The sequence below is a fragment of the Pseudomonas sp. GM55 genome, assembly GCF_000282395.1.
Classification (GTDB): domain Bacteria; phylum Pseudomonadota; class Gammaproteobacteria; order Pseudomonadales; family Pseudomonadaceae; genus Aquipseudomonas; species Aquipseudomonas fluorescens_CC.
In genome coordinates this window covers 22,337-44,206 of record NZ_AKJJ01000080.1, presented here as the reverse complement: position 1 = coordinate 44,206, position 21,870 = coordinate 22,337, and the positions used below count along the sequence as shown (strand labels likewise).

At 54.6% G+C, this 21,870-nt stretch carries 13 protein-coding genes and 1 tRNA gene; 8 read left to right on the top strand and 6 right to left on the bottom strand.

Going from position 1 to position 21,870, the window contains the following annotated elements; all coding sequences use genetic code 11:
- Positions 1–127 precede the first annotated feature (127 nt).
- From secF to queA, 5 genes are all read right to left on the bottom strand, one after another.
- Complete coding sequence (secF, locus tag PMI31_RS20425; RefSeq protein ID WP_008020247.1) at positions 128–1,042, bottom strand: protein translocase subunit SecF; 915 nt, start codon at positions 1,040–1,042, stop codon at positions 128–130.
- Between the two features lie 9 nt (positions 1,043–1,051).
- Entirely contained in the window at positions 1,052–2,920 is a 1,869-nt protein-coding gene (secD, locus tag PMI31_RS20420) for a protein translocase subunit SecD (RefSeq protein WP_008020246.1), read from the bottom strand.
- Between the two features lie 64 nt (positions 2,921–2,984).
- Positions 2,985–3,320, bottom strand: a complete 336-nt coding sequence (yajC, locus tag PMI31_RS20415) for a preprotein translocase subunit YajC (protein WP_007956696.1) — start codon at positions 3,318–3,320, stop codon at positions 2,985–2,987.
- 43 nt (positions 3,321–3,363) lie between these two features.
- Positions 3,364–4,479, bottom strand: a complete 1,116-nt coding sequence (gene tgt / locus PMI31_RS20410) for a tRNA guanosine(34) transglycosylase Tgt (RefSeq protein ID WP_162130437.1) — start codon at positions 4,477–4,479, stop codon at positions 3,364–3,366.
- Between the two features lie 14 nt (positions 4,480–4,493).
- Positions 4,494–5,543: a tRNA preQ1(34) S-adenosylmethionine ribosyltransferase-isomerase QueA gene (gene queA / locus PMI31_RS20405; protein WP_008020244.1), complete on the bottom strand. Its 1,050-nt coding sequence runs from the start codon at positions 5,541–5,543 to the stop codon at positions 4,494–4,496.
- 107 nt (positions 5,544–5,650) lie between these two features.
- On the opposite strand from queA, the gene PMI31_RS20400 reads away from it, so the two are divergent.
- Positions 5,651–5,735 (top strand) — tRNA-Leu (locus tag PMI31_RS20400).
- A 153-nt stretch (positions 5,736–5,888) separates the two neighbouring features.
- Positions 5,889–6,218 (top strand): hypothetical protein, encoded by a 330-nt coding sequence (locus tag PMI31_RS20395; protein WP_008020243.1) that lies wholly within the window; start codon positions 5,889–5,891, stop codon positions 6,216–6,218.
- Between the two features lie 475 nt (positions 6,219–6,693).
- Here PMI31_RS20395 and PMI31_RS30190 read toward each other — a convergent pair whose 3' ends face one another.
- Positions 6,694–14,220 carry a CHC2 zinc finger domain-containing protein gene (locus PMI31_RS30190; protein WP_008020242.1) on the bottom strand — a complete coding sequence of 2,509 codons (7,527 nt, stop codon included), beginning with the start codon at positions 14,218–14,220 and terminating at the stop codon, positions 6,694–6,696.
- 1,176 nt (positions 14,221–15,396) lie between these two features.
- Here PMI31_RS30190 and PMI31_RS20375 point away from each other — a divergent pair.
- From PMI31_RS20375 to PMI31_RS20350, 6 genes are all read left to right on the top strand, one after another.
- Entirely contained in the window at positions 15,397–15,774 is a 378-nt protein-coding gene (locus tag PMI31_RS20375; protein WP_043302520.1) for a hypothetical protein, read from the top strand.
- A complete protein-coding gene (locus tag PMI31_RS20370; protein WP_008020240.1) occupies positions 15,775–16,116 on the top strand; it encodes a hypothetical protein in 342 nt (113 codons plus the stop codon). It abuts the gene before it with no gap.
- A 596-nt stretch (positions 16,117–16,712) separates the two neighbouring features.
- Complete coding sequence (locus PMI31_RS20365; protein ID WP_008020238.1) at positions 16,713–17,189, top strand: formate dehydrogenase subunit gamma; 477 nt, start codon at positions 16,713–16,715, stop codon at positions 17,187–17,189.
- The gene (locus PMI31_RS20360; protein ID WP_008020236.1) at positions 17,189–18,748 is read left to right on the top strand and encodes a formate dehydrogenase beta subunit; all 1,560 of its coding nucleotides are present in this window, start codon (positions 17,189–17,191) and stop codon (positions 18,746–18,748) included. The genes PMI31_RS20365 and PMI31_RS20360 overlap by 1 nt, the downstream gene beginning before the upstream one ends.
- The gene (gene fdhF / locus PMI31_RS20355; protein ID WP_008020235.1) at positions 18,745–21,621 is read left to right on the top strand and encodes a formate dehydrogenase subunit alpha; all 2,877 of its coding nucleotides are present in this window, start codon (positions 18,745–18,747) and stop codon (positions 21,619–21,621) included. The genes PMI31_RS20360 and fdhF overlap by 4 nt, the downstream gene beginning before the upstream one ends.
- Positions 21,618–21,839 carry a formate dehydrogenase subunit delta gene (locus PMI31_RS20350; RefSeq protein ID WP_008020234.1) on the top strand — a complete coding sequence of 74 codons (222 nt, stop codon included), beginning with the start codon at positions 21,618–21,620 and terminating at the stop codon, positions 21,837–21,839. Before fdhF ends, PMI31_RS20350 begins: the two co-directional genes overlap by 4 nt.
- The last annotated feature ends 31 nt before the right edge of the window (positions 21,840–21,870 follow it).

Here is a 21,870-nt window from a genome sequence, read left to right as displayed (position 1 = left end):
TCCTGACCATCACATACGGGATAAACCCGCGCTTCTCCCAGCCTTGGAGCATAAAAAAAGGCGCGAGTTCAACTCGCGCCTTTTTCGGACTACATCGCTGGAAGACTGCTCCGGACTAGAGAGCCCTTCAAGGACGGTCGTCGACTTCCTTCTCGGTATTGGCAGGAGGAATCAGATCCTCGGTGCTCAGGTTCAGCCAGATCAACACCACGTTAGCGATGTAGATCGACGAGTAAGTACCCGCCATGACACCGACGAACAGGGCAATCGAGAAGCCGAACAGGTTGTCGCCGCCAAAGAACAGCAGGGCCGCGATCGCCAGCAAGGTGGAGATCGAGGTCGCCATGGTCCGCAGCAGGGTTTGCGTGGTCGAGATGTTGATGTTCTCGATCAGGCTGGCCTTGCGCAGCACACGGAAATTCTCGCGAACCCGGTCGAATACCACGATGGTGTCGTTGAGCGAGTAACCGATGATCGCCAGCACCGCCGCCAGAACCGTCAGGTCGAAGGTGATCTGGAAGAACGACAGGATACCGATGGTCACGATCACGTCGTGGATCAGGGACACGATCGCACCGACCGCAAACTTCCACTGAAAGCGGAAAGCCAGATAGATCAGGATGCCGCCCAGCGCCATCAGCATGCCGAGGCCGCCCTGGTCGCGCAGCTCTTCACCCACCTGCGGGCCGACGAACTCGACTCGCTTGACCGTCGCCGGGTTCTCGCCGCCGACCTTTTGCAGGGCTTCGGCCACCTGGTGACCCAGCTGCGGGTCTTCGCCAGGCATGCGCACCAGCAGATCAGTGGTCGCACCGAAGTTCTGCACGATGGCTTCGTGATAGCCCGCGGTCACCAGCTGCTCACGCACCTTGGTGACATCGGCCGGACGCTCGTAGGTCAGCTCGATGAGCGTACCGCCGGTGAAGTCCAGGCCCCAGTTCATGCCCTTGTGGAAGACACTGAATATTGCCAGTGCGGTAAGGAACAATGTGACGCCGAACGCAAAGTTGCGGACGCCCATGAAGTTGATTGTACGTAACATGGCAGCCCCTTAAATCCACAACTTCTTGAAGTCACGACCGCCGAAGATCAGGTTGACCATCGCGCGGGTCACCATGATGGCCGTGAACATCGAGGTAAAGATCCCGAGGGACATGGTCACTGCGAAGCCCTTGACCGGACCTGTGCCCATGGCAAACAGGATGCCGCCCACCAGCAAGGTGGTCAGGTTGGCGTCGAGAATCGCAGTGAACGCCCGGCCGAAGCCTTCGTTGATTGCACGCTGCACGGTCATGCCGGCGGCGATCTCTTCACGGATCCGCGAGAAAATCAGCACGTTGGCGTCGACCGCCATACCCATGGTCAACACGATACCGGCGATACCCGGCAGGGTCAGCGTTGCACCCAGCAGCGACATCAGGGCCAGCAGCATCACCATGTTCACCGCCAGTGCGACGGTGGCGATGAGGCCGAAGAAGCGGTAGATGGCCATGATGAACAGCGAGACGAACAGCATGCCCCACAACGATGCATCGATACCTTTGGTGATGTTGTCGGCACCCAGGCTCGGGCCGATGGTGCGCTCTTCAGCGAAGTACATCGGCGCCGCCAGACCACCGGCACGCAGCAGCAGCGCCAGCTCGGACGATTCGCCCTGGCCGTTCAGGCCGGTGATACGGAACTGAGCACCCAGCGGCGACTGGATGGTCGCCAGGCTGATGATCTTCTTCTCTTCCTTGAACGACTGCACCGCCACGTCTTTCTCGACGCCGTCGACCACTTGCTTGGTGTAAGTGGTGACCGGACGCTGCTCGATGAAGATCACCGCCATGCTGCGACCGACGTTCGAACGGGTCGCACGGCTCATCAGCTCGCCGCCGTGACCGTCCAGACGGATGTTCACTTCCGGTGTACCGTGCTCGCCGAAACCAGCCTTGGCGTCAGTTACCTGGTCACCCGTGATGATCAGGCCACGCTCGATCAGCGCAGGAGGACGCTTGCCTTCACGGAACTCGAACTCCTCGGAAGTGGCCTTCGAAGCGCCAGGCTCAGCAGCCAGACGGAACTCCAGGTTGGCCGTCTTGCCGAGGATACGCTTGGCTTCGGCGGTGTCTTGCACGCCCGGCAGCTCAACCACGATGCGGTTGGCGCCCTGACGCTGAACGATCGGTTCGGCAACACCCAGCTCGTTGACGCGGTTACGTACCGTGGTCAAGTTCTGCTTGATGGAGTATTCGCGGATTTCCGCCAGCTTGGCCGGGGTCATCGCCAGACGCAGCACCGCCTGACCATTCAGGTCGGCCGGAACAATGTCGAAATCGTTGAAGTTCTTGCGGATGATGCTACGAGCCTGTTCGCGGGTCGCTTCATCGGAGAAGCCCAGCTGGATGGCACCGTTGAGCTGCGGCAGGCTGCGATAGCGCAGCTTCTCTTTACGCAGCAGGCTCTTGACGTCGCCTTCGTAGACTTTCAGGCGTGCATCGAGGGCTTTTTCCATGTCCACTTCCAGCAGGAAGTGCACACCACCGGACAAGTCCAGACCCAGTTTCATCGGGTGCGCAGCGAGGTTGCGCAGCCATTGCGGGGTGGTTTGTGCCAGGTTCAGTGCGACGACGTAGTCATCACCCAACGCCTTGCGTACAACATCCTTGGCCGGCAGCTGATCTTCAGCCTTAGTCAGGCGAATCAGGCCGCCCTTGCCGTTGGCGGCCAGGGTGGCAGCCTTGACGTTGATTCCGGATTCCTTGAGCGCAGTGCTTACACGATCCAGATCAGCCTGATTGACCAGCAGCGCAGTGCTTGCACCGCTGACCTGAATGGCCGGGTCATCAGGGTAAAGATTGGGAGCGGAATAAATCAGACCGACCGCCAGCACCGCCAGGATCAGAATGTATTTCCACAGAGGATATTTGTTCAGCATCACGCCGCCCGTTTATGACGCGGGGCGCCTTGCGCGCCCCGTCGATTGAATATGAAGTTGAAACTTAGATCGCTTTGAGCGTGCCTTTTGGCAGCGTGGCGGCGATGGCGCCTTTCTGGAATTTCATTTCGACAGTGTCGGAAACTTCCAGAACGACGAAATCGTCGGCCACTTTAGTGATCTTGCCGGCGATGCCGCCGGTGGTCACAACTTCGTCGCCCTTTTGCAGGCTGCTCAGCAGGTTTTTCTGCTCTTTGGCGCGCTTGGCCTGTGGACGCCAGATCATCAGGTAGAAGATGACCAGGAAGCCGACCAGGAAAATCCACTCAAAGCCGCCGCCCATAGGGGCTGCAGCAGGTGCTGCAGCGTCTGCCATGGCATTAGAGATAAAAAAGCTCATTTAGCACTCCAGTTGCAAATGTTGAATCTTGGGGTCAGAAAACTCAGTCCAAAGGCGGCACGGGAAGCCCGCGTTTGGCGTAGAAGGCATCGACAAAGGCGGCCAATGTACCCTGTTGAATAGCCTCGCGCAAACCAGCCATAAGCACTTGATAATGGCGCAAGTTATGGATGGTATTGAGCATGCTTCCCAGCATTTCGCCGCACTTGTCCAGGTGATGCAGGTAAGCGCGGGAGAAGTTCTGGCAGGTATAGCAATCGCAGGTCGGATCGAGCGGCGAATCATCATGGCGATGGAACGCGTTTCGGATCTTGATCACGCCTGTGTCAATGAACAGATGCCCGTTGCGGGCATTACGGGTTGGCATCACGCAATCGAACATGTCCACACCGCGGCGCACACCCTCAACCAGATCTTCCGGTTTGCCAACGCCCATAAGGTAACGAGGTTTGTCAGCCGGCATCTGGCCCGGCAGGTAATCCAGCACCTTGATCATTTCATGCTTGGGCTCGCCCACCGACAGACCGCCGATGGCCAGGCCGTCAAAACCGATCTTGTCCAGGCCTTCCAGGGAGCGCATGCGCAAGTCCTGGTGCATACCGCCCTGAACGATACCGAACAGCGCCGCCGTGTTGTCGGCATGGGCGTTTTTCGAGCGCTGAGCCCAACGCAGGGACAACTCCATGGACACGCGGGCAACGTCTTCGTCGGCCGGGTACGGCGTGCATTCGTCGAAAATCATCACGATGTCGGAACCCAGGTCACGCTGGACCTGCATCGATTCTTCCGGCCCCATGAACACCTTGGCGCCGTCGACCGGGGAGGCGAAGGTCACGCCCTCCTCCTTGATCTTGCGCATGGCGCCCAGGCTGAACACCTGGAAACCACCGGAGTCGGTCAGGATCGGGCCTTTCCACTTCATGAAATCGTGCAGGTCGCCGTGCTTCTTGATCACTTCCGTGCCCGGACGCAGCCACAAGTGGAAGGTGTTACCCAGAATGATTTCAGCGCCAGTGGCCTCGATATCCCGTGGCAGCATGCCCTTGACCGTGCCGTAGGTGCCCACCGGCATGAAGGCCGGGGTCTCGACGGTACCGCGCGGGAAGGTCAGGCGACCACGACGAGCCTTGCCATCGGTGGCAAGCAGCTCAAACGACATACGACATTGGCGACTCATTCTTTGTCCTCAGGGCCACGTGGTGCGGGGTTACGGGTGATAAACATCGCATCACCGTAGCTGAAAAAGCGGTATTCGTTGTCGACGGCGGCCTTATAGGCGGCCATGGTCTCGGGATAACCGGCGAACGCCGAGACCAGCATCAACAACGTGGATTCAGGCAAATGGAAATTGGTGACCAGGGCATCGACCACATGAAACGGCCGGCCCGGGTAGATAAAGATGTCGGTATCGCCGCTGAACGGCTTGAGCACGCCATCGCGGGCAGCGCTTTCCAGGGAACGCACGCTGGTGGTCCCCACGGCCACCACCCGACCGCCGCGCGCGCGACAGGCGGCAACCGCATCCACCACGTCCTGGCCGACTTCCAGCCATTCGCTGTGCATATGGTGGTCTTCAATCTTCTCCACGCGCACCGGCTGGAAAGTGCCGGCGCCAACGTGCAGGGTCACGAACGCCGTCTCGACGCCCTTGGCGGCAATCGCCTCCATCAGCACCTGATCGAAATGCAGCCCCGCCGTCGGCGCCGCCACCGCACCCAAACGCTCGGCGTAGACAGTCTGGTAACGCTCGCGGTCCGCGCCTTCATCCGGGCGGTCTATATAAGGAGGCAACGGCATGTGCCCGACGCGGTCGAGCAGCGGCAACACCTCTTCGGCAAACCCAAGCTCGAACAACGCATCATGACGCGCCAGCATCTCGGCCTCGCCACCGCCGTCGATCAGGATCTTCGACCCCGGTTTCGGCGACTTGCTGGAACGCACATGGGCCAGCACGCGATGACTGTCCAGCACCCGCTCCACCAGGATTTCCAGCTTGCCGCCGGAAGCCTTCTGGCCAAACAGCCGCGCCGGAATCACCCGGGTATTGTTGAACACCATCAAGTCGCCCGGGCGCAAATGCTCAAGCAAATCAGTGAATTGACGGTGTGCCAGGGCGCCGCTGACCCCATCCAGGGTCAACAGGCGACTACCGCGACGCTCGGCCAAAGGATGGCGGGCGATCAGCGAATCAGGAAGCTCGAAGGTAAAGTCAGCAACGCGCATGATGGGGTTCGTCTAGCAGGGCCGGGAAGTCTAGCCGAAATATCAAAAATTCTCTATGTACCTGATTGACCGACGGTTATCTCATCTCTATACTTCGCGGCCATTGAGCCCTGATGGCGGAATTGGTAGACGCGGCGGATTCAAAATCCGTTTTCGAAAGGAGTGGGAGTTCGAGTCTCCCTCGGGGCACCAAAATTAAGAAAGGTCTTGCTTTGCAAGGCCTTTTTTTTCGCCTGCGAAAAAGTGGCAGACACCCCACCGACCTGTGGGAGCCAGCCTGCTGGCGACGCTTTTTTTCATTTTTTACACCCTCGGTCAGTCAGACACTCATCAAGGACTCCCCCCATGGAACAGCACCTGGAAACCGTCGCCCTCTTCTCCCTGAAACTGGCTTATGAGTCGGAAGGTTCGAGTCCGATTTTGCGGGATGATTTGGTGATGGGGGATTATCAGCGGGATGTGTTTGAGTTGTTGGTGCGCAAGGAGGATGTCGCGGCTATCAAGGGCAAAGTGGCTGAATGCGTAGGGTTGGCGCTTGAGGCGATCGGTGGGACAGGTAAGCCACTGGGTCGAGAGCTGGATAGGTTGTCAGTTGATTTCAGCGCTGCGCTGACGTTGGAGCAGCTTGATACTCCGCTCGTTGCGCTCAAGGATTATTTGAAAGATATTCAATGAATGACGGCGCTGACCTAAAAAGCGGGAACGCCCGTAGGCGGACTAAAGTTGGTCGCCATGATCATCAATAGTAAATCCGCCCCTTTCCGAGCGAGTCGCAGCCAGACTCTACCCCCGCAACCTCGCGAGGGGCAACAGCGAAGGTGAAAAAACCGCGAACAACGAAATGCTGAAAGCAGCCAAGCAACTGACTGCACGGATGAGCATGTGAGAAGGCAAGTATTCACTCTCACCGCCCTAAAATCGGAACTTGATACCTTCGAAACTCAAGTCTCAAACGTTCGACAGGAGGGGGGATGCTCTATCCAGACTCGACGTACCACGGTTCGATCCGTTTCATTCAAACCTCGCTCATTCCGATCTAGCATCTGCCGCACGTGAAATTTCATTAGCGGATCTGCTCGCGGCCCAACCCAAAACAGCCCGCGCTCGCGGGCTGTTTATATATTCGATTGCAAGGTCTCCCTACATGCACTTAATCTTCGGGGGTCTTCCATGGGTGGACAGCGATTGATGGAAGTTCCTGATGCTCCGTCAACGTTAAACTCACATCAATCCAGTCATAAAAAGCAGGCGCGGCGAATAGCCCAAGAGAGCCTTTTGGTGCGTTCGGTTGCATATCACCATTGTTATGATGGGCCTTTGCGCGAGACAAAAGCGGATTAGCATCGGGAAACTTCCGCCACAGGTCACCAAGATTTGTCTCATCAAGCGTGTCTTTGGATCGCCCAACCGTCTTCCAGAATTCACCCTCGTCTTGCGGACGTTTTTTGCTTTTTTCTTTTGAAGTAAGAACGTTTTCGGGTAGAGAGATGGAAAGTGCTTTAAGTAAATTCGATTGCGTACGTTCCCAGTCAATGGACTCGACCAAAGGCAAATAAGCTACAAGCTGAAGTGGAGACGGCATCGTCTGAGCACGAGGTTTACCTTCAAGCATATTATGCGGATCCACGTCTGCAATCACCAATGCTTGATCATTTTTACTTAAAGCATCATCTCTATTGTTGTAATAAATCCCCTTAGACCATCCGTGATAAGGAGTTATCTTGGCAAGATAGCCCATTGTAGTCTCTTCAGACTTCCAACTTCCCTGCCCGATAAAACAGCTCCCCCCTACCAGCGTTTTACCATCTATACTATTGCAGAATACCGTTGTTGTACCCGCAGCCAAAAATCCGGACTGTCCAGCGAACCAATAGTCGGCAGAACGCGATGTGGCTGCAGGTACCGCGAGAATTGATCTTCGTGCCTCAGCCCCATTACCAGTGATAGAGAGCTTCTCGGACAATGCCTTAAGATCGCTAAAAACCTCATCAATTTCCGCTGGCCGGCCAAATCTACGCCACATTGCCTTAAGATCCTCCCCCATTTGAATGTAATTAGCCGGACTAGAGACCAAGAAAGCCTCAGAGCATATTAATTCCAAAAGATATTTGAGAGGGAGCTTTGCCTCTGTGAAAAGATGAGTAATAACATCGGCCGATGGTTCGAATCCGATAACACTTTCTAGTTTACTTGCGAGTTCCCCAGGATTAAACAAGGGCTTCAAAGGTAATGCAGAGGGTCGAAAAAACTCTTCTAATGCGATAGAACGATATTTTTTATTTCTCGAGAATTCCAGAACATGCCCCCGCTGTAACGCATCATAATCTTTACCGGAACCCAATTTTTTCTTCTGCAGGGAAGCAAGAAATACTTTCGACGCTGACTTAGGCAACGGCCAAAGCAAAGTCAGTGGAGCAGACAAGTGATTTTCATCAGCCCTATCACATATATTCATGTACGTCCCAGCCAAAACCGAAACACCTTTATTTATGATATACGTTTTCAACCACTCAACTGTTTCACGTCTTACGGAGTATTCAGGAAGAACAAGTAAGTCCACCCCGAAATTTTGACATGTATCCACGACACGCTTCAGAATCGAGCGACGGCGGTGTTCTGACCAACTAGGCAGAAATTCTAATTTTGTCCACATATGTGCGGTATCGTGCCTTTCTGCGGCATTTAGCAATCGCCCATATTTCGAGTCAGCATTAACCTTTAGATTCAAGGAAATACCCTCATTGACCTTTGAACCAAAAGGCCAATGTGTCGGGCAAGCCTCAACGAAAGGGTGCTGATACGTCAAATCAAAGTCAGCCTGAAGCAATGCAATACGAACCAGCCCTCTGGGTTTGCAAGCTTCACCGCGCCGAGTCCACTGCTCTGCCTGCTGTTTTCTGAATGCATTAGCGTCGCGGCCCAAATCGTGCTCAACCACGGTTCCCACTGGAATATCAGCATTGCTGGAAGGTGAATGTTGAAACTCTGATAAGGCATCTTCAACCAAACCACCTACTGCACCTTCCTCATCACCATGAACACTACTAGTTGACATGGAAGCTCGTGGCAAGGAAAAAGCAGACGGCGAATTGATCCCGACAGACCCAATTATGGAATCTGCATGAAACTCATAATTCTCCTCCCTTATCGCTGGTACCGAGCCACTTCCATTTTCTTCCTCTACCACTTCAACCTGGAGAGAAGTATCAATACCTGGCTTAATAATAGCGATCGAAGCAAATGGCTCACCAAGCGCGGAGACAGATAAAAGCTTGCCACTCTCGCGATCAAAAATTTCTGACCAAACTCGCAAAAATCGCCCATCGTGAGTTATTTCTTCAATATGCTTAGAGAACCGGGGAAACTGGGAAATCATCCACGGAGTGACATCCCTGACTCCGTTTCTTGAATCGGTGAAGCGCTTTGTCTGAGGGTTGTAACCATAAGACTTCTCAATTACTGTTATTGACTCAAAACCAAGCTCTTCATCTATCCTTCTAACCAGCAACACAACAGACTCTAATAGCTCCAGACTGAGCAACCCCAAACAATGATCACTCAACATTTCAAATGGCCACTCGAGAAAGGAGTCGGTCTCACTATCATGATAGTCAATTGAAGCTAGTGCCTTAGCAATTACCCCTAATTGCTCATATAGGGAGTCAGATAGTCGTTCTAAATTATCTTGAACCAATCGATGCCCAAGGTGTTGTACTAACCTACGACATTGTTCAATCAATAAGACCCTGCTGTTTGATTGGATAGCATTGTCAGAGGCTGCTTTTTCCTCCAAGGAATGAGGCGGAGCTGAAGGAATACCCCAAGCCTCTGGAAAATCAAAATTCTCATATCGTTCAAATGCCCCATGGCTTCGTAGAGAAGCGATCAGCCCTTCAAAAGCTACGTTAATACCTGTGCTGATAACACCTGCACGCAGTGCCTTCCATGATGGAATTTCAGAGACCGAGGATTCGGTTGAAACAGAAAACAGCCGTTTAGAAAAACACAGTAAACCAAAGAGATCACGCCTTACACCGGCACTCCCTTCATCACTTATTGCAAGCACTTGACTAACTGATAGAGGTAAGCGCCCTAGAACCTTATTTGCTAACAACACCAGAAATGACGCGGCATCACTGCATTTCCAACTCTCGCGGAATGCCAGGTACATGCCTGCCGACTCAGCTTCCGAGGCGAGGACATAAAGAATGGGATCTAGAGAATCCTCTACTTGCTCTGGAAATGTTTCTAACAAGCGAAGAGAGCGATTGACAGTGGCAGGCAATAAACCATCATCACTTCTTCTTTTGCTTATTTGGGAGTCAGCATACGCTCCTCGAAGTTTACGAAGTTGCGCCCGGAGAACGTATCGAGCAGGATTTGTTAGTGCTACAGCGTCGAGTGTAACATCCGATTCAGCATCGCCAAATTTGGAGACATCGTCATAAAGTCCCAAATAATCTGAAATCGCAACGCCGACCCTCCAAAGACTTGCTTCATAGATAGGCACTTCAGCCGTCCGCAAAGCTCTTCCACCATCACGTACAAAAGCTCTGTTACCGAGCTCATCTCGTGATACTCCCTCTGCGATTAGGTAATACATCTGCTTATTTAGATCAGTTGCAATGTAGGGCCACGCAGGAACAAGTTCTTTGCCCTCATTATTCTCAGAATAGGAAACGACCACTTTTGCAACTGATCTGAACAATTTCGCAGCAAGCTTCAAAGTCTCGGTGGACACGTTGATGTTTACTGGTAAGACCCGCTCTCGCAGATTAATATAATCGTCCGCTGGCAAATCGCTCCGAAGCCGAATCAGAGAGCCTGTTAGTGGTACAGACGTCCACTCAGCATTCAGTAACCGGACAATGCTACCATTATCTGCACCGATAAAGGCCGGAGTGGCATCCATAGCAGAAAAATCGAGAGCTTCGATTGCATCTACTAATACCGTTCCATCTTCGCTTACAATGCTTCCTAGACATGACAAAAGACGGTTCGTTTTAATACCTGGCAGCGGTGGAAGTATTAGCCGATTCACAACATTAGTTGATGTGGTGTTCCATATGAGGTGATTACGTCGACTTAAGCACACTGGCAGTTGCTCTTTCGGAACAATGCTAACAATGGTTTGCAAGGCAATATTTATCGCCGCCGCTTGATTTCCATCATTTAAAAACGTTGAGCGAATATCGTCTCCCGGTAGTAATGCAATAAACACATCGGCGGCAAAACCTGAAATTGTGCCCTTCCGCACATGATCTTCAGTTGGGGCGACAAAAGGAGTTAGTGGATCTTCTGTGGATTGGTCTGCATCTGAAAGCAATGCTACTGCTTCATGCATCCACTCAAATGGTTGCCAGACTTGTACCAGCTTAGAACGTTCTACGTGTAGATGTGCTTCTGAGCTTTTATGCATTCCCAGAAGCCGCGCTGCTTTCCAGCGTACAAGCTCCAAACGCACATCCAGTTGATGCTGAGGGCCTGGTGTTGAATTAAACACATAAGCTTCGAATGCTGTGCTTAAAACTAGATCAGCAAGCCATGCTATACGACGTCGTCTTAGTGCGTTCTCTTCAGCGGAAAGTTCAGCAATATCGCGAGTCTGCTTGTCAATTAAATGCTCGAGGCCTTCGAGCGCAAACAAAACAGGTGATTCCCACTCATTTTCCTCAGGTCGAAGGCTCCAAGCTGCGTCGTGCACGCAGTTATCCCAAGTTTCTAGATATTGTGACAAAACCTCAGCAGCCTCAATACTCCCAAGATGCTCTACAGCAATTGAGTACCAAATTAATCTCGCAGCCTTGGGAAGCTCTGATGCACGAAGGTCTGGCGCCTGAAACGCAGTTTTAACAGTTTGCAAAAGTGTTGATTTAGATGCCTTGTATAGTTCTACGTTATGCAGTAACTGCAAAGCTGACTGACGATCAGTTGCTGGTGCCGCAGACCAAAAATCCCAACCTGACTCACCATCACCGACTAATGGCGGCTCCCATGCTGGCCCATAGGCAGCTAGAGCTCTTCCTTGATTAATATATGAAGCAAAGTCCTCGGCGCTCATCGCCGGAATTTCGTCAGCCTTCGCGAGGAGCGTCAGTTCAAGCTTACGGGCACATCGATCGACAGCCTCCCTCAAGTTAGCCAAAGTCTCCGGATCATCTGCGAGTAGCACGATATCATCCACATATCGAGCATAACCAACACGCTTGGAATCAACATTCAGCGCGGACATGAAGCGATAAGCTTCTTCATCGACTGGAAACAAAGCTACTGAACCAATCCAGGCAGATAATACGGGACCCTGTGGAATCCCCATTAAAGGATTAGTCTCTTCACTAAGCCCCGTATCAGGCCTTGCGTAATTTACACCAAATAGATGCTCGTCAAGCCGATCAAGAACAAAAGCTGCTTTCGCAGCGGCATTTGGGTTTTGCGTATCAAATTGAAGTAGCCCTGCGAACTCTGGAGTATTATCAGAGACCGATGATATTGCAGATTGAAGCGGTGCTAGCAATCGATCGCGAACGACATATCGCCGAAGCCGATCATAATACCGTTTTACATCTAACCTTATTGAGTAAACATATCCAATATCCGTGGCCTGCTTGGTTAAGGAGGCCATAAAATCACGCCAACACTCAGCGTACGGCCGATACATTCCCTGATCTGTAGCAGGCTGACGCCCTTCAAGTACATCCATGTCGATCTGATAGGCGAAACTGAGAGTCTGCGAAGTTATTGCCTCGCCATTTCCGTCACCTTTGATATCGAAGCCCGTAGTAACTGTTCTGCGACTCTCTCGATAGTAGCGTACCGCAGGTATTCTTCTGCTAAACGGGAAATCAGTAAAACCTTCATGATCCCATCGCTCAGTAAGAATCTCGTTCAGTAAATATTGTTGAACAATCAAGTCCTCAGGGAGAGGCATAATCTTCAACCTGAACTCTGAACCACCAAAAGAGCGAGGCACCCAGACCGCGTTGTAGGGACCGATCGGCCCACTGGCTCGTATGCTTTTCAAGCGATCCGTCAACAATGTATTGAACGCTGTCGCGGCAATATCTAAGCGTTCCCATCGCGGTTCGTCACACGGAAGTTCACCTCGTCTCGACCCCATGTATGCAAGTATGCGAGAGTGGTTAAGACGTGCGCCTGCATTGTTTAGAAAATCTTCAGAATACGACTTATGAATTTCAGAGGCAGACTCACTAATGAAGCTGAGCCACTCCGCGAAGGCAGAGATACTATTTGATGAGTCAGTGTCTGAAAGCGACCGCTGAAGATACTCTTTGGAATCAGATCCTATCGATTTTTCGATCTGACTAAACGCTTGACTGAAGGCCCTAAATCTACGAGTTCGCGGCGCCGCACCCCATACATTTTCATCTAAAATATCCTCAGCAGTAGCACTAAAGGAATATGCAAGAATGGAAAGCTGGGGCGGATAAATTGCGCTCTGTAATAAATTTTTCGCCGACTCAACGGAGCAAAGTTCAAGATAGTCGTTTGGATCTTTTCTGCTTTCACTACTGACGCCAATATCTTTAAGCTGGAGATCCGTCGGCCATAGGAAGGCACACTCAACTGGAGCATTCATAAGCTTCAAGCACGCATCTGCTGCGCCCCGCAAGCCGGCCTCATCCCTATCGAAACTAACAACAACTGTTAAACTCGTAGCCTTTGGCAGGGACTCACTTAAAGATTGAAGAAGCCTGACCTGAGGCTCGCTAATTGAGCTTCCCATGATTGCGACAGCAGGAAACCCGAGACTTTCAAACCGAAGTGCATCAAGAAATCCCTCACACAAATAAACTACAACGTTCTTATTACCTTTCTTCGCCTCACTTCTCACAAGCTTGAATGCGAAGTCTGCTCGATATAGCACGGTTGACTTAGGAAATTCACGCGTGAATTGGTACTTCGGCACTGTTGATCCAGCAGCAACTCTCGAAGCCCGGCCCGCCAATCCTAGCAACTGACCTTTTTCATCATGAATTGGAAATATTACTCGATCTGCTATAAAAAAGTCACTATACCTATTTATTGACTCACTACCGGAATTCAACGGCAGGTGCATCTCTGCAGTTACTCCTGGAATCAACTTCCGGATGAGAAACGCATCCTCTAAGTCGCCAGTGTATTCGCGCCTGACAGATCGGTTGGTTTCTGCCTCAAGCGCTCGGGATAAAAAATTACGTGGTGCGTACACAAAACCGGCGCGCTTTATAACAGTAGCATCGAGTCGACGCTCATTGATCCAAGCATCTAGTGCAGCTTGATCTGTTCCCTTTTTGTATAAATTGTATCCAAACTGAAGCGCTGGAAGATCAACAGTAGGGGCAGTGCTATTTTTTTCAATTAATTTATTTCGCCCCCCACTACGGACAATCGACGTACTAGGGGAAAGCCATTCGACTGCATCTTTGAAACCAAGATTCAGCTTTTCCTTAACTAGATCAATGGCATCCCCATGCGCTCCGCAAGAAAAGCAATAGAAATGCTGCCTACCGCTATCTCGTCTAGCATCTATTAACAGAGAGGGGGTTTTATCATCATGAAAAGGGCATAGAGCTTTGAATTGATTCACAGCCGTTTTCTTAAGCGTCATGCCTAGACGATTGGCTATATCTTCAATAGCGACATTCTGAAGCAGTTTTTCGTAGTCAATCCTAGGCAATTTCTCTTCCCTTCTTAAAATTATCCACAGCAAAGTATGTAATGAAGCTATCGAACTTTGATATACCTACACAGGAGAATCCTCCCGCTTCCAGCGTAGTGCTCTTGACGTCTTATCTCATCGTTCTTCACCACGTCGTTTTCGGCGTGTGTAGGAATAAATCGGAAGAAGATACCGCCTGCTCTCGGCGCCGCACCACAACGTAGCTCCCGAGCTTCTCCTTTGCAATCAAACACACATTAGCAGCATGGCTCATCTTGAAATCACCTGAATCATCTCAACCCGGTCGCTTCCACACTCGAAAAAGAGGGTATGAAGTCGAAACCTGTGGTTCATCTAACCCTCAATCGACCCTAACGAGAAATCCGCCAGGGCTTTGCTTGAGGTAATTCAGTGTTACACAATTGAGCTTTGTTACGCGGGTAGTGAGCACACTCACAAAACCGTGTTACGAATATTTTTCTCAATAAATTCAGGTAGTTAAGACTATACGTCACACCAATTACACCTGTTACACCGTTTTCTTAGAGAATGCAGAACACCCCCACTCCCCCTTCTATAGAGCACCTTCAGCGAACGATGCTTCTCCGTCGGCTCTAAAACGACATGGTATGTTCGAGCCCTAAAAAAAGCTGGGGCCCCTGACTCATGCATACGGACACGGGGTCGGAAACCCGCGGGATTTTGTTAGCGGACAAGTGCCCAGCTTAGTGAACAGGTGAACCGGGTGAACACACAGTTCACCAGTGCAATTGCACAAGATGTTGAGAGGTCGCCGGGGACCCTGAGCATTTCTGAAGGACACGGGGCATAAAACCCGCGTGATCTTGGGAGCAGCTGACTTTTTCGCATTGGTTGACAGGTTGACGACTGAAGGCGTGCGGAATCATCAACACAAAAGGCCATCGTTACCAATGCGGTAACGATGGCCTTTTTTCAACGATATCCTTTCGATTTCAATGACTGAAATTCAATAAGCTTGGGGTCCTGCCGCTAACAAGATCCCGCGGGTTTCCGACCCCGTACATTTGGAGGAGCGCCAGGGTCCCCCGGAGCTTGCGATGCATTTCGTATGCACTGAGGCCGCCAGCGAAGCGAAAATAGACAAACTCATTGTAGAATCCCTCAATCCTCGGTTGATCTCCGAGCCTTTGCCTCCTCTTAAAAGAATCTGAAATGGTCGATATTTCCGAGCAAGAATTGATACGGCGTCTTGAGCTGATGGACGAGGAAACGCTGATTTTTATATCCAAATACTCCCAAGATCGACGAAAGCTTGCTAAGACATCCACCCTGATAAGCACGGCGATAGCCACGATTGCCGGTTTTACACTATCTGTCAGTTCTGTTTTCCCAGGCTCAAACACAATATTAGTCGGCGTCATCTCCACCGTGTTAGGAGCCGTCGTTGCAGGTCTAGGTCTGTGGGAAAGACAACGAGAGGAGATGCGCCTGATCAGCCGAGCGCTGAAGGAGTCAGAAGGAGCAAAGAACCCGAATGCAGAGAGAAAAAGGGAGCTCATCGAGAAGTTCCTTAAGGCGGAGGGTCTTTGAATGATTGGCCCAAACACCTTCATTTACATCGCTCTGATTGCAGGCGTGCTGTTTACGATTTATAGCTTGTGTCTGATGAGATCACTTCCGCTGCTGGCAGAGCTTTTCTCGCTGATGCTCTCAGCCGCGGCGGCTTATTCGGGCGTTGAGCTTTGCTATGCCGTGTTAGAAGGAAGCAAAAAGCTTGGAGATTTCCAAGACCAAAAATTGACTATCGTACTTGGCTCTGTCGCCGTCTTCTGGGTTGCTCTATTGACTGCGATAAATTTGGTCAAAGGAGTGGCAGGACGTGCTGAAATTCAGAAAAAAATGTCCGTCGTACCTCAGCAAGAAAATGCATGACGTTCGGAGTCAGAGGACACCTAGCATCCACAAGCCTGTATCCCTACACGTATCCCTATAAGTATAATCCGGCTACAAGACACGGTTTATATGGCGCACACGAGTCTCCCTCGGCACCAAAATTAGGAAAGGTCTTGCTTAGCAAGGCCTTTTTTTCGCCTATAGAAAAACCACTCCGCCCCTGTGTAGGAGTTGCCGAAGGCTGCGATCTTTTGATCTTGCCCTTCCGCGCCGCCCAAACCGGCGGGAAATTTCACAAGGATTGCCAACGGCAGTCCGTCTCAGGCGAAAGTCCACAACGGCCCTGAAGCAACACCACCTCCCGCCTCGCTCATCTAGACTTAATGGATAGTCGTAGACAGAACCAAACACGTCGCTCTGGTGCAGAGAAATCAAAGGCGGCGTGGCAATCTGGCTTTTATGCCCTTACCGATGTGCGGCGAAGACCGCGCCGGGCACAACAAGATGCCCGCCCAGGGTGCCCTGGCCAACGGCCTGAAAATGCCACGATTCCGTGACGTGGTGTGAGTGCCGCAGCCGACACTTTCGGACAACCGACGACCTTCTGGTGTGTCCGTGACCGTGAGGAATGCTGTATGCCTGATGTTGAGTTGCACCTGCCTGTGGTCAACAGCCTGCTGGAGCGCCATAAGGGCTCTGCGGGTGCGCTGTTGCCCATTCTTCATGATATTCAGGAGCGCATCGGTTACATCCCCGATGTCGCCGTCCCCGAGATTGCTCATGCCCTCAATCTGAGTCAGGCGGAGGTTCGCGGGGTGATCAGTTTTTACCATGACTTCCGTACCGCGCCACCGGCCAGGCATATCCTGCGGCTGTGTCGGGCTGAGTCCTGTCAGAGTCGAGGCGCCGAGCAGTTGGCGGCGCAGTTGCGCGATCGTCTGCAACTGGACGACCACGGCAGCAGCGCCGATGGCAGCATCAGTTTGCGTCCGGTGTATTGCCTCGGTGCTTGCGCCTGTTCGCCCGCTCTGGAGCTGGATGGCCGGGTGCATGCGCGGCTCAGTGCCGAGCGTCTGGATGCCTTGCTCGACGCTTGCCGGGAGGACGCGTGATGCCGACTCTCTATCTGCCCTGTGATTCTATTGCCCGTGCCGTGGGTGCCGATGAGGTATCCGTGGCCCTGATCACTCAGGCCCAGGCACTTAATCTGCCGCTGGAGCTACAGCGCACCAGTTCGCGCGGCCTGTACTGGCTGGAACCGCTGCTGGAAGTGGACAGCCCGCAAGGCCGTATCGGCTTCGGCCCGCTGACCGCTGCCGATGTGCCGTCCGTGCTCGATGCGTTGCAAGCCGAGCCGTCCAGCCATCCACTGGCCTTGGGCCTGGTGGAAGAATTGCCTTATCTGAAGACTCAACAACGCCTGCTGTTTGCCCGCGCCGGCATTACCCGGCCGCTGTCGCTGGAGGATTACCGGGCCCATGGCGGTTTCGAAGGTTTGACCCGCGCCATCGCGGTGGGCGGCGAGCAGACCGCGACAGAAGTGTTCGATTCGGGCCTGCGTGGCCGTGGCGGCGCGGCCTTCCCGGCCGGGATCAAGTGGCGCACGGTGCGCGGCACTCAGGCTGCGCAGAAGTACATTGTGTGCAACGCCGACGAAGGCGACTCTGGCACCTTCGCCGACCGCATGTTGATGGAAGGCGACCCTTTCCTGCTGATCGAAGGCATGGCCATTGCCGGTCTCTGCTGCGGCGCCACCTACGGCTACATCTATGTGCGCTCGGAATACCCGGATGCCGTGGCCACCCTGCGTCAGGCGTTGAACATCGCCCGTGATGCTGGTTATCTGGGCGCCAATGTCAGTGGTAGCGGTCAGGCTTTCGATATGGAAGTGCGAGTCGGTGCCGGCGCGTACATCTGCGGCGAAGAAACCGCACTGCTGGACTCTCTGGAAGGCAAACGCGGGATCGTCCGCGCCAAGCCGCCGATCCCTGCTCTACAAGGCCTTTTCGGCCTTCCGACGCTGGTGCACAACGTGCTGACCCTGGCCTCGGTGCCGCTGATTCTGGCCAAGGGCGCACAGTTCTATCGCGACTACGGCATGGGCCGCTCCCTGGGCACCATGCCCTTCCAATTGGCGGGCAATATCCGTCACGGCGGGCTTGTGGAACGGGCCTTTGGCCTGACCCTGCGGGAACTGGTGGAAGGCTACGGCGGCGGTACCGCCAGTGGTCGGCCGCTGAAGGCCGCACAAGTCGGCGGCCCGCTCGGCGCCTGGGTGCCACCTTCGCAATTCGATACGCCGCTGGATTACGAGGCCTTCGCCGCCATCGGCGCGATGCTCGGTCACGGTGGTGTGGTAGTGGCTGACGACAGCCTGGACATGGCCCGCATGGCGCGCTTCGCCATGCAGTTCTGCGCCGAGGAATCCTGTGGCAAATGCACCCCCTGCCGCATCGGCTCGACCCGGGGCGTGGAGGTGATCGACCGGCTGCTCGCTGCGCCCGACCAGAATGGTCGCGATGAGCAGGTGATCATCCTCAAGGACCTGTGCGACACCCTGCAATACGGTTCGCTGTGCGCGCTGGGCGGCATGGTCTCTTTCCCGGTAGCCAGCGCCCTCAAGCACTTCCCCGCCGACTTCGGTCTGCAAGCCTCGGAGGCCGAGCAATGATCACTGTATTCGATCCGAAAACCGATATCGATCTGGGTACCCCGGCCCGCGAAAGCCAGGTGCAAGTCACCCTGAACATCGACGGCCGCAGCATCAGCGTGCCCGAAGGCACTTCGGTGATGCGCGCTGCCGCGCTGCTGGGCACCACCATTCCCAAACTCTGTGCCACCGACAGCCTGGAAGCCTTCGGCTCCTGCCGCATGTGCCTGGTGGAGATCGACGGCATGCGCGGTTATCCCGCGTCCTGCACCACGCCGGTCACTGAAGGCATGACCGTGCACACACAGACGCCGAAGCTCGCGACCCTACGGCGCAACGTCATGGAGCTGTACATCTCCGATCACCCGCTGGACTGCCTGACCTGCTCGGCCAACGGCAACTGCGAGCTGCAAACCGTCGCCGGTCAGGTTGGCCTGCGGGAAGTGCGTTATGGCTATGAAGGCGAGAACCATCTGGAGGACGTGAAAGACACCTCCAACCCCTACTTCGATTACGACCCGAGCAAGTGCATCGTCTGCAACCGCTGCGTGCGCGCCTGCGAAGAAACCCAGGGCACCTTTGCCCTGACCATTACCGGGCGCGGTTTCGAATCCCGGGTCGCGGCCGCCGGTGGCGAGAACTTCCTCGACTCGGAATGCGTGTCCTGCGGTGCCTGTGTGCAAGCCTGCCCCACCGCGACGCTGATGGAAAAAAACGTGGTCGAAATGGGTCAGCCCGAACGCAGCGTGATCACCACCTGCGCCTATTGCGGCGTGGGCTGCTCGTTCCGCGCCGAGATGAAAGGCAACCAGTTGGTGCGCATGGTTCCGGACAAGAACGGCCAGGCCAACCACGGCCACTCCTGCGTCAAGGGGCGCTTTGCCTGGGGCTACGCCACCCACCCGGATCGCATCACCAAGCCGATGATCCGCAAAAACATCAGCGACCCTTGGCAGGAAGTCAGCTGGGATGAAGCGGTGACCTACGCCGCCAGTGAATTCCGCCGGCTGCAGCAAAAATATGGCCGCGACTCCATCGGTGGCATCACCTCCAGCCGCTGCACCAACGAAGAAACCTATCTGGTGCAGAAACTGGTGCGTGCGGCCTTCGGCAACAACAACGTCGACACCTGTGCGCGGGTCTGCCACTCGCCCACCGGTTATGGCCTGAAGCAAACCCTGGGCGAGTCCGCCGGCACCCAGAGTTTCGACTCAGTGATGCAGGCCGACGTGGTCCTGGTGATGGGCGCCAACCCCAGCGATGCCCACCCGGTGTTCGCCTCGCAACTCAAGCGCCGCCTGCGTGAAGGCGCGCGGCTGATCGTCATCGACCCACGGCGTATCGATCTGGTGGACACGGTGCACGCCCGCGCCGAATATCACTTGGCTCTGCGCCCTGGTACTAACGTCGCCATGCTCAATGCCTTGGCCCACGTGATCATCACTGAAGGCCTGCAAAACCAGGCCTTTATCGACGCCCGTTGCGAGGGCGGCGATTTCGCCCGCTGGAGCGAGTTCGTCAGCCGTGCGGAAAACTCGCCGGAAGCGATTGGCCCGATCTGCGGTGTGCCCGCTGCCGACATCCGTGCCGCCGCTCGCCTGTACGCCACCGGTGGCAATGCGGCGATCTACTACGGCCTGGGCGTCACCGAACACAGCCAGGGCAGCACTTCGGTCATGGGCATCGCCAACCTGGCCATGGCCACCGGCAACATCGGCCGCGAAGGCGTGGGCGTGAACCCGCTGCGGGGGCAGAACAACGTGCAGGGCTCTTGCGACATGGGCTCCTTCCCCCACGAGTTGCCCGGCTACCGGCACATTTCCAACGAAGTGGTACGGACGCAGTTCGAACAGGCGTGGAACGTCACCCTGCAACCCGACCCGGGCCTGCGCATTCCCAACATGTTCGAGTCTGCGCTGGCCGGCAGCTTCAAGGGCCTGTACTGCCAGGGCGAAGACATCGCCCAGAGCGACCCGAATACCCAGCACGTCACCGCGGCCCTGTCGGCCATGGAATGCGTGGTGGTGCAGGACATTTTCCTCAACGAAACCGCCAAGTTTGCCCACGTGTTCCTGCCGGGCGCTTCGTTCCTGGAAAAGGACGGCACCTTCACCAACGCCGAGCGGCGCATCTCGCGGGTGCGCAAGGTCATGGAACCGCTGGGCGGCAAGGCCGACTGGGAAGGCACGGTGGCCCTGGCCAACGCCCTGGGCTACCCGATGAACTACAAACATCCGTCGGAAATCATGGATGAAATCGCCAGCCTGACGCCGACCTTCACCAACGTCAGCTACGCCGCACTGGATAGCCACGGCAGCCTGCAATGGCCGTGCAACGCCGAGGCACCGGACGGCACGCCGACCATGCACATCGAGGAATTCGTGCGCGGCAAGGGGCGCTTCATGCTCACCGGCTACGTGCCCACCGAGGAGAAGGTCAACAGTCGCTATCCGCTGCTGCTGACCACCGGGCGCATCCTCAGCCAGTACAACGTCGGCGCCCAGACCCGGCGTACCGACAACGTTGCCTGGCATGACGAAGACCGGCTGGAAATCCACCCGACCGACGCCGAGAGCCGTGGCATCAACGAAGGTGACTGGGTCGGCATCGGCAGCCGCGCCGGGCAGACCGTACTGCGTGCGCGGATTACCGAACGGGTCGCCCCGGGCGTGGTGTACACCACCTTCCACTTCCCTGAGTCGGGCGCCAACGTGATCACCACCGACAACTCCGACTGGGCCACCAACTGTCCGGAGTACAAGGTCACGGCCGTGGAAGTCAGCCGCGTCTACCACCCTTCGGAATGGCAAAAACGCTTCCAGGAATTCACCGAGGAACAACACCGCCTGCTCAAGGATCGCGCCCGTGGCGCTAAAGCGGAGGTACGCCGATGAGTACTGCCAACCTGATCAAGATGGCCAACCAGATCGCCCAGTACTTTACCAGCGAACCGGACCAGCAACAGGCCGTGCTCGGGGTGCGCAATCACATGCAAATGTACTGGACGCCCGGTATGCGCAAGGAGCTGCTGGCCTGGCAGACAGAGCACCAGGGGGCGGACTTGCACCCCTTGGCGCAGGCGGCAGTGACTGGGGCGGGTTGGGAGGCTTAAAAAACTGTAGGAGCGAGCTTGCTCGCGATGG

Excerpts from the sequence above, each read along its gene's own strand:
- tgt (WP_162130437.1), bottom strand. The coding sequence starts at position 4,479 with ATGTCGTTTGAGCTGCTTGCCACCGATGGCAAGGCTCGTCGTGGTCGC.
- fdhF (WP_008020235.1), top strand. The coding sequence starts at position 18,745 with ATGATCACTGTATTCGATCCGAAAACCGATATCGATCTGGGTACCCCG.
- PMI31_RS20370 (WP_008020240.1), top strand. The coding sequence starts at position 15,775 with ATGATTGGCCCAAACACCTTCATTTACATCGCTCTGATTGCAGGCGTG.
- PMI31_RS20350 (WP_008020234.1), top strand. The coding sequence starts at position 21,618 with ATGAGTACTGCCAACCTGATCAAGATGGCCAACCAGATCGCCCAGTAC.
- PMI31_RS20365 (WP_008020238.1), top strand. The coding sequence starts at position 16,713 with ATGCCTGATGTTGAGTTGCACCTGCCTGTGGTCAACAGCCTGCTGGAG.
- secD (WP_008020246.1), bottom strand. The coding sequence starts at position 2,920 with ATGCTGAACAAATATCCTCTGTGGAAATACATTCTGATCCTGGCGGTG.
- yajC (WP_007956696.1), bottom strand. The coding sequence starts at position 3,320 with ATGAGCTTTTTTATCTCTAATGCCATGGCAGACGCTGCAGCACCTGCT.
- PMI31_RS20360 (WP_008020236.1), top strand. The coding sequence starts at position 17,189 with ATGCCGACTCTCTATCTGCCCTGTGATTCTATTGCCCGTGCCGTGGGT.
- secF (WP_008020247.1), bottom strand. The coding sequence starts at position 1,042 with ATGTTACGTACAATCAACTTCATGGGCGTCCGCAACTTTGCGTTCGGC.
- PMI31_RS20375 (WP_043302520.1), top strand. The coding sequence starts at position 15,397 with ATGGTCGATATTTCCGAGCAAGAATTGATACGGCGTCTTGAGCTGATG.
- PMI31_RS20395 (WP_008020243.1), top strand. The coding sequence starts at position 5,889 with ATGGAACAGCACCTGGAAACCGTCGCCCTCTTCTCCCTGAAACTGGCT.
- queA (WP_008020244.1), bottom strand. The coding sequence starts at position 5,543 with ATGCGCGTTGCTGACTTTACCTTCGAGCTTCCTGATTCGCTGATCGCC.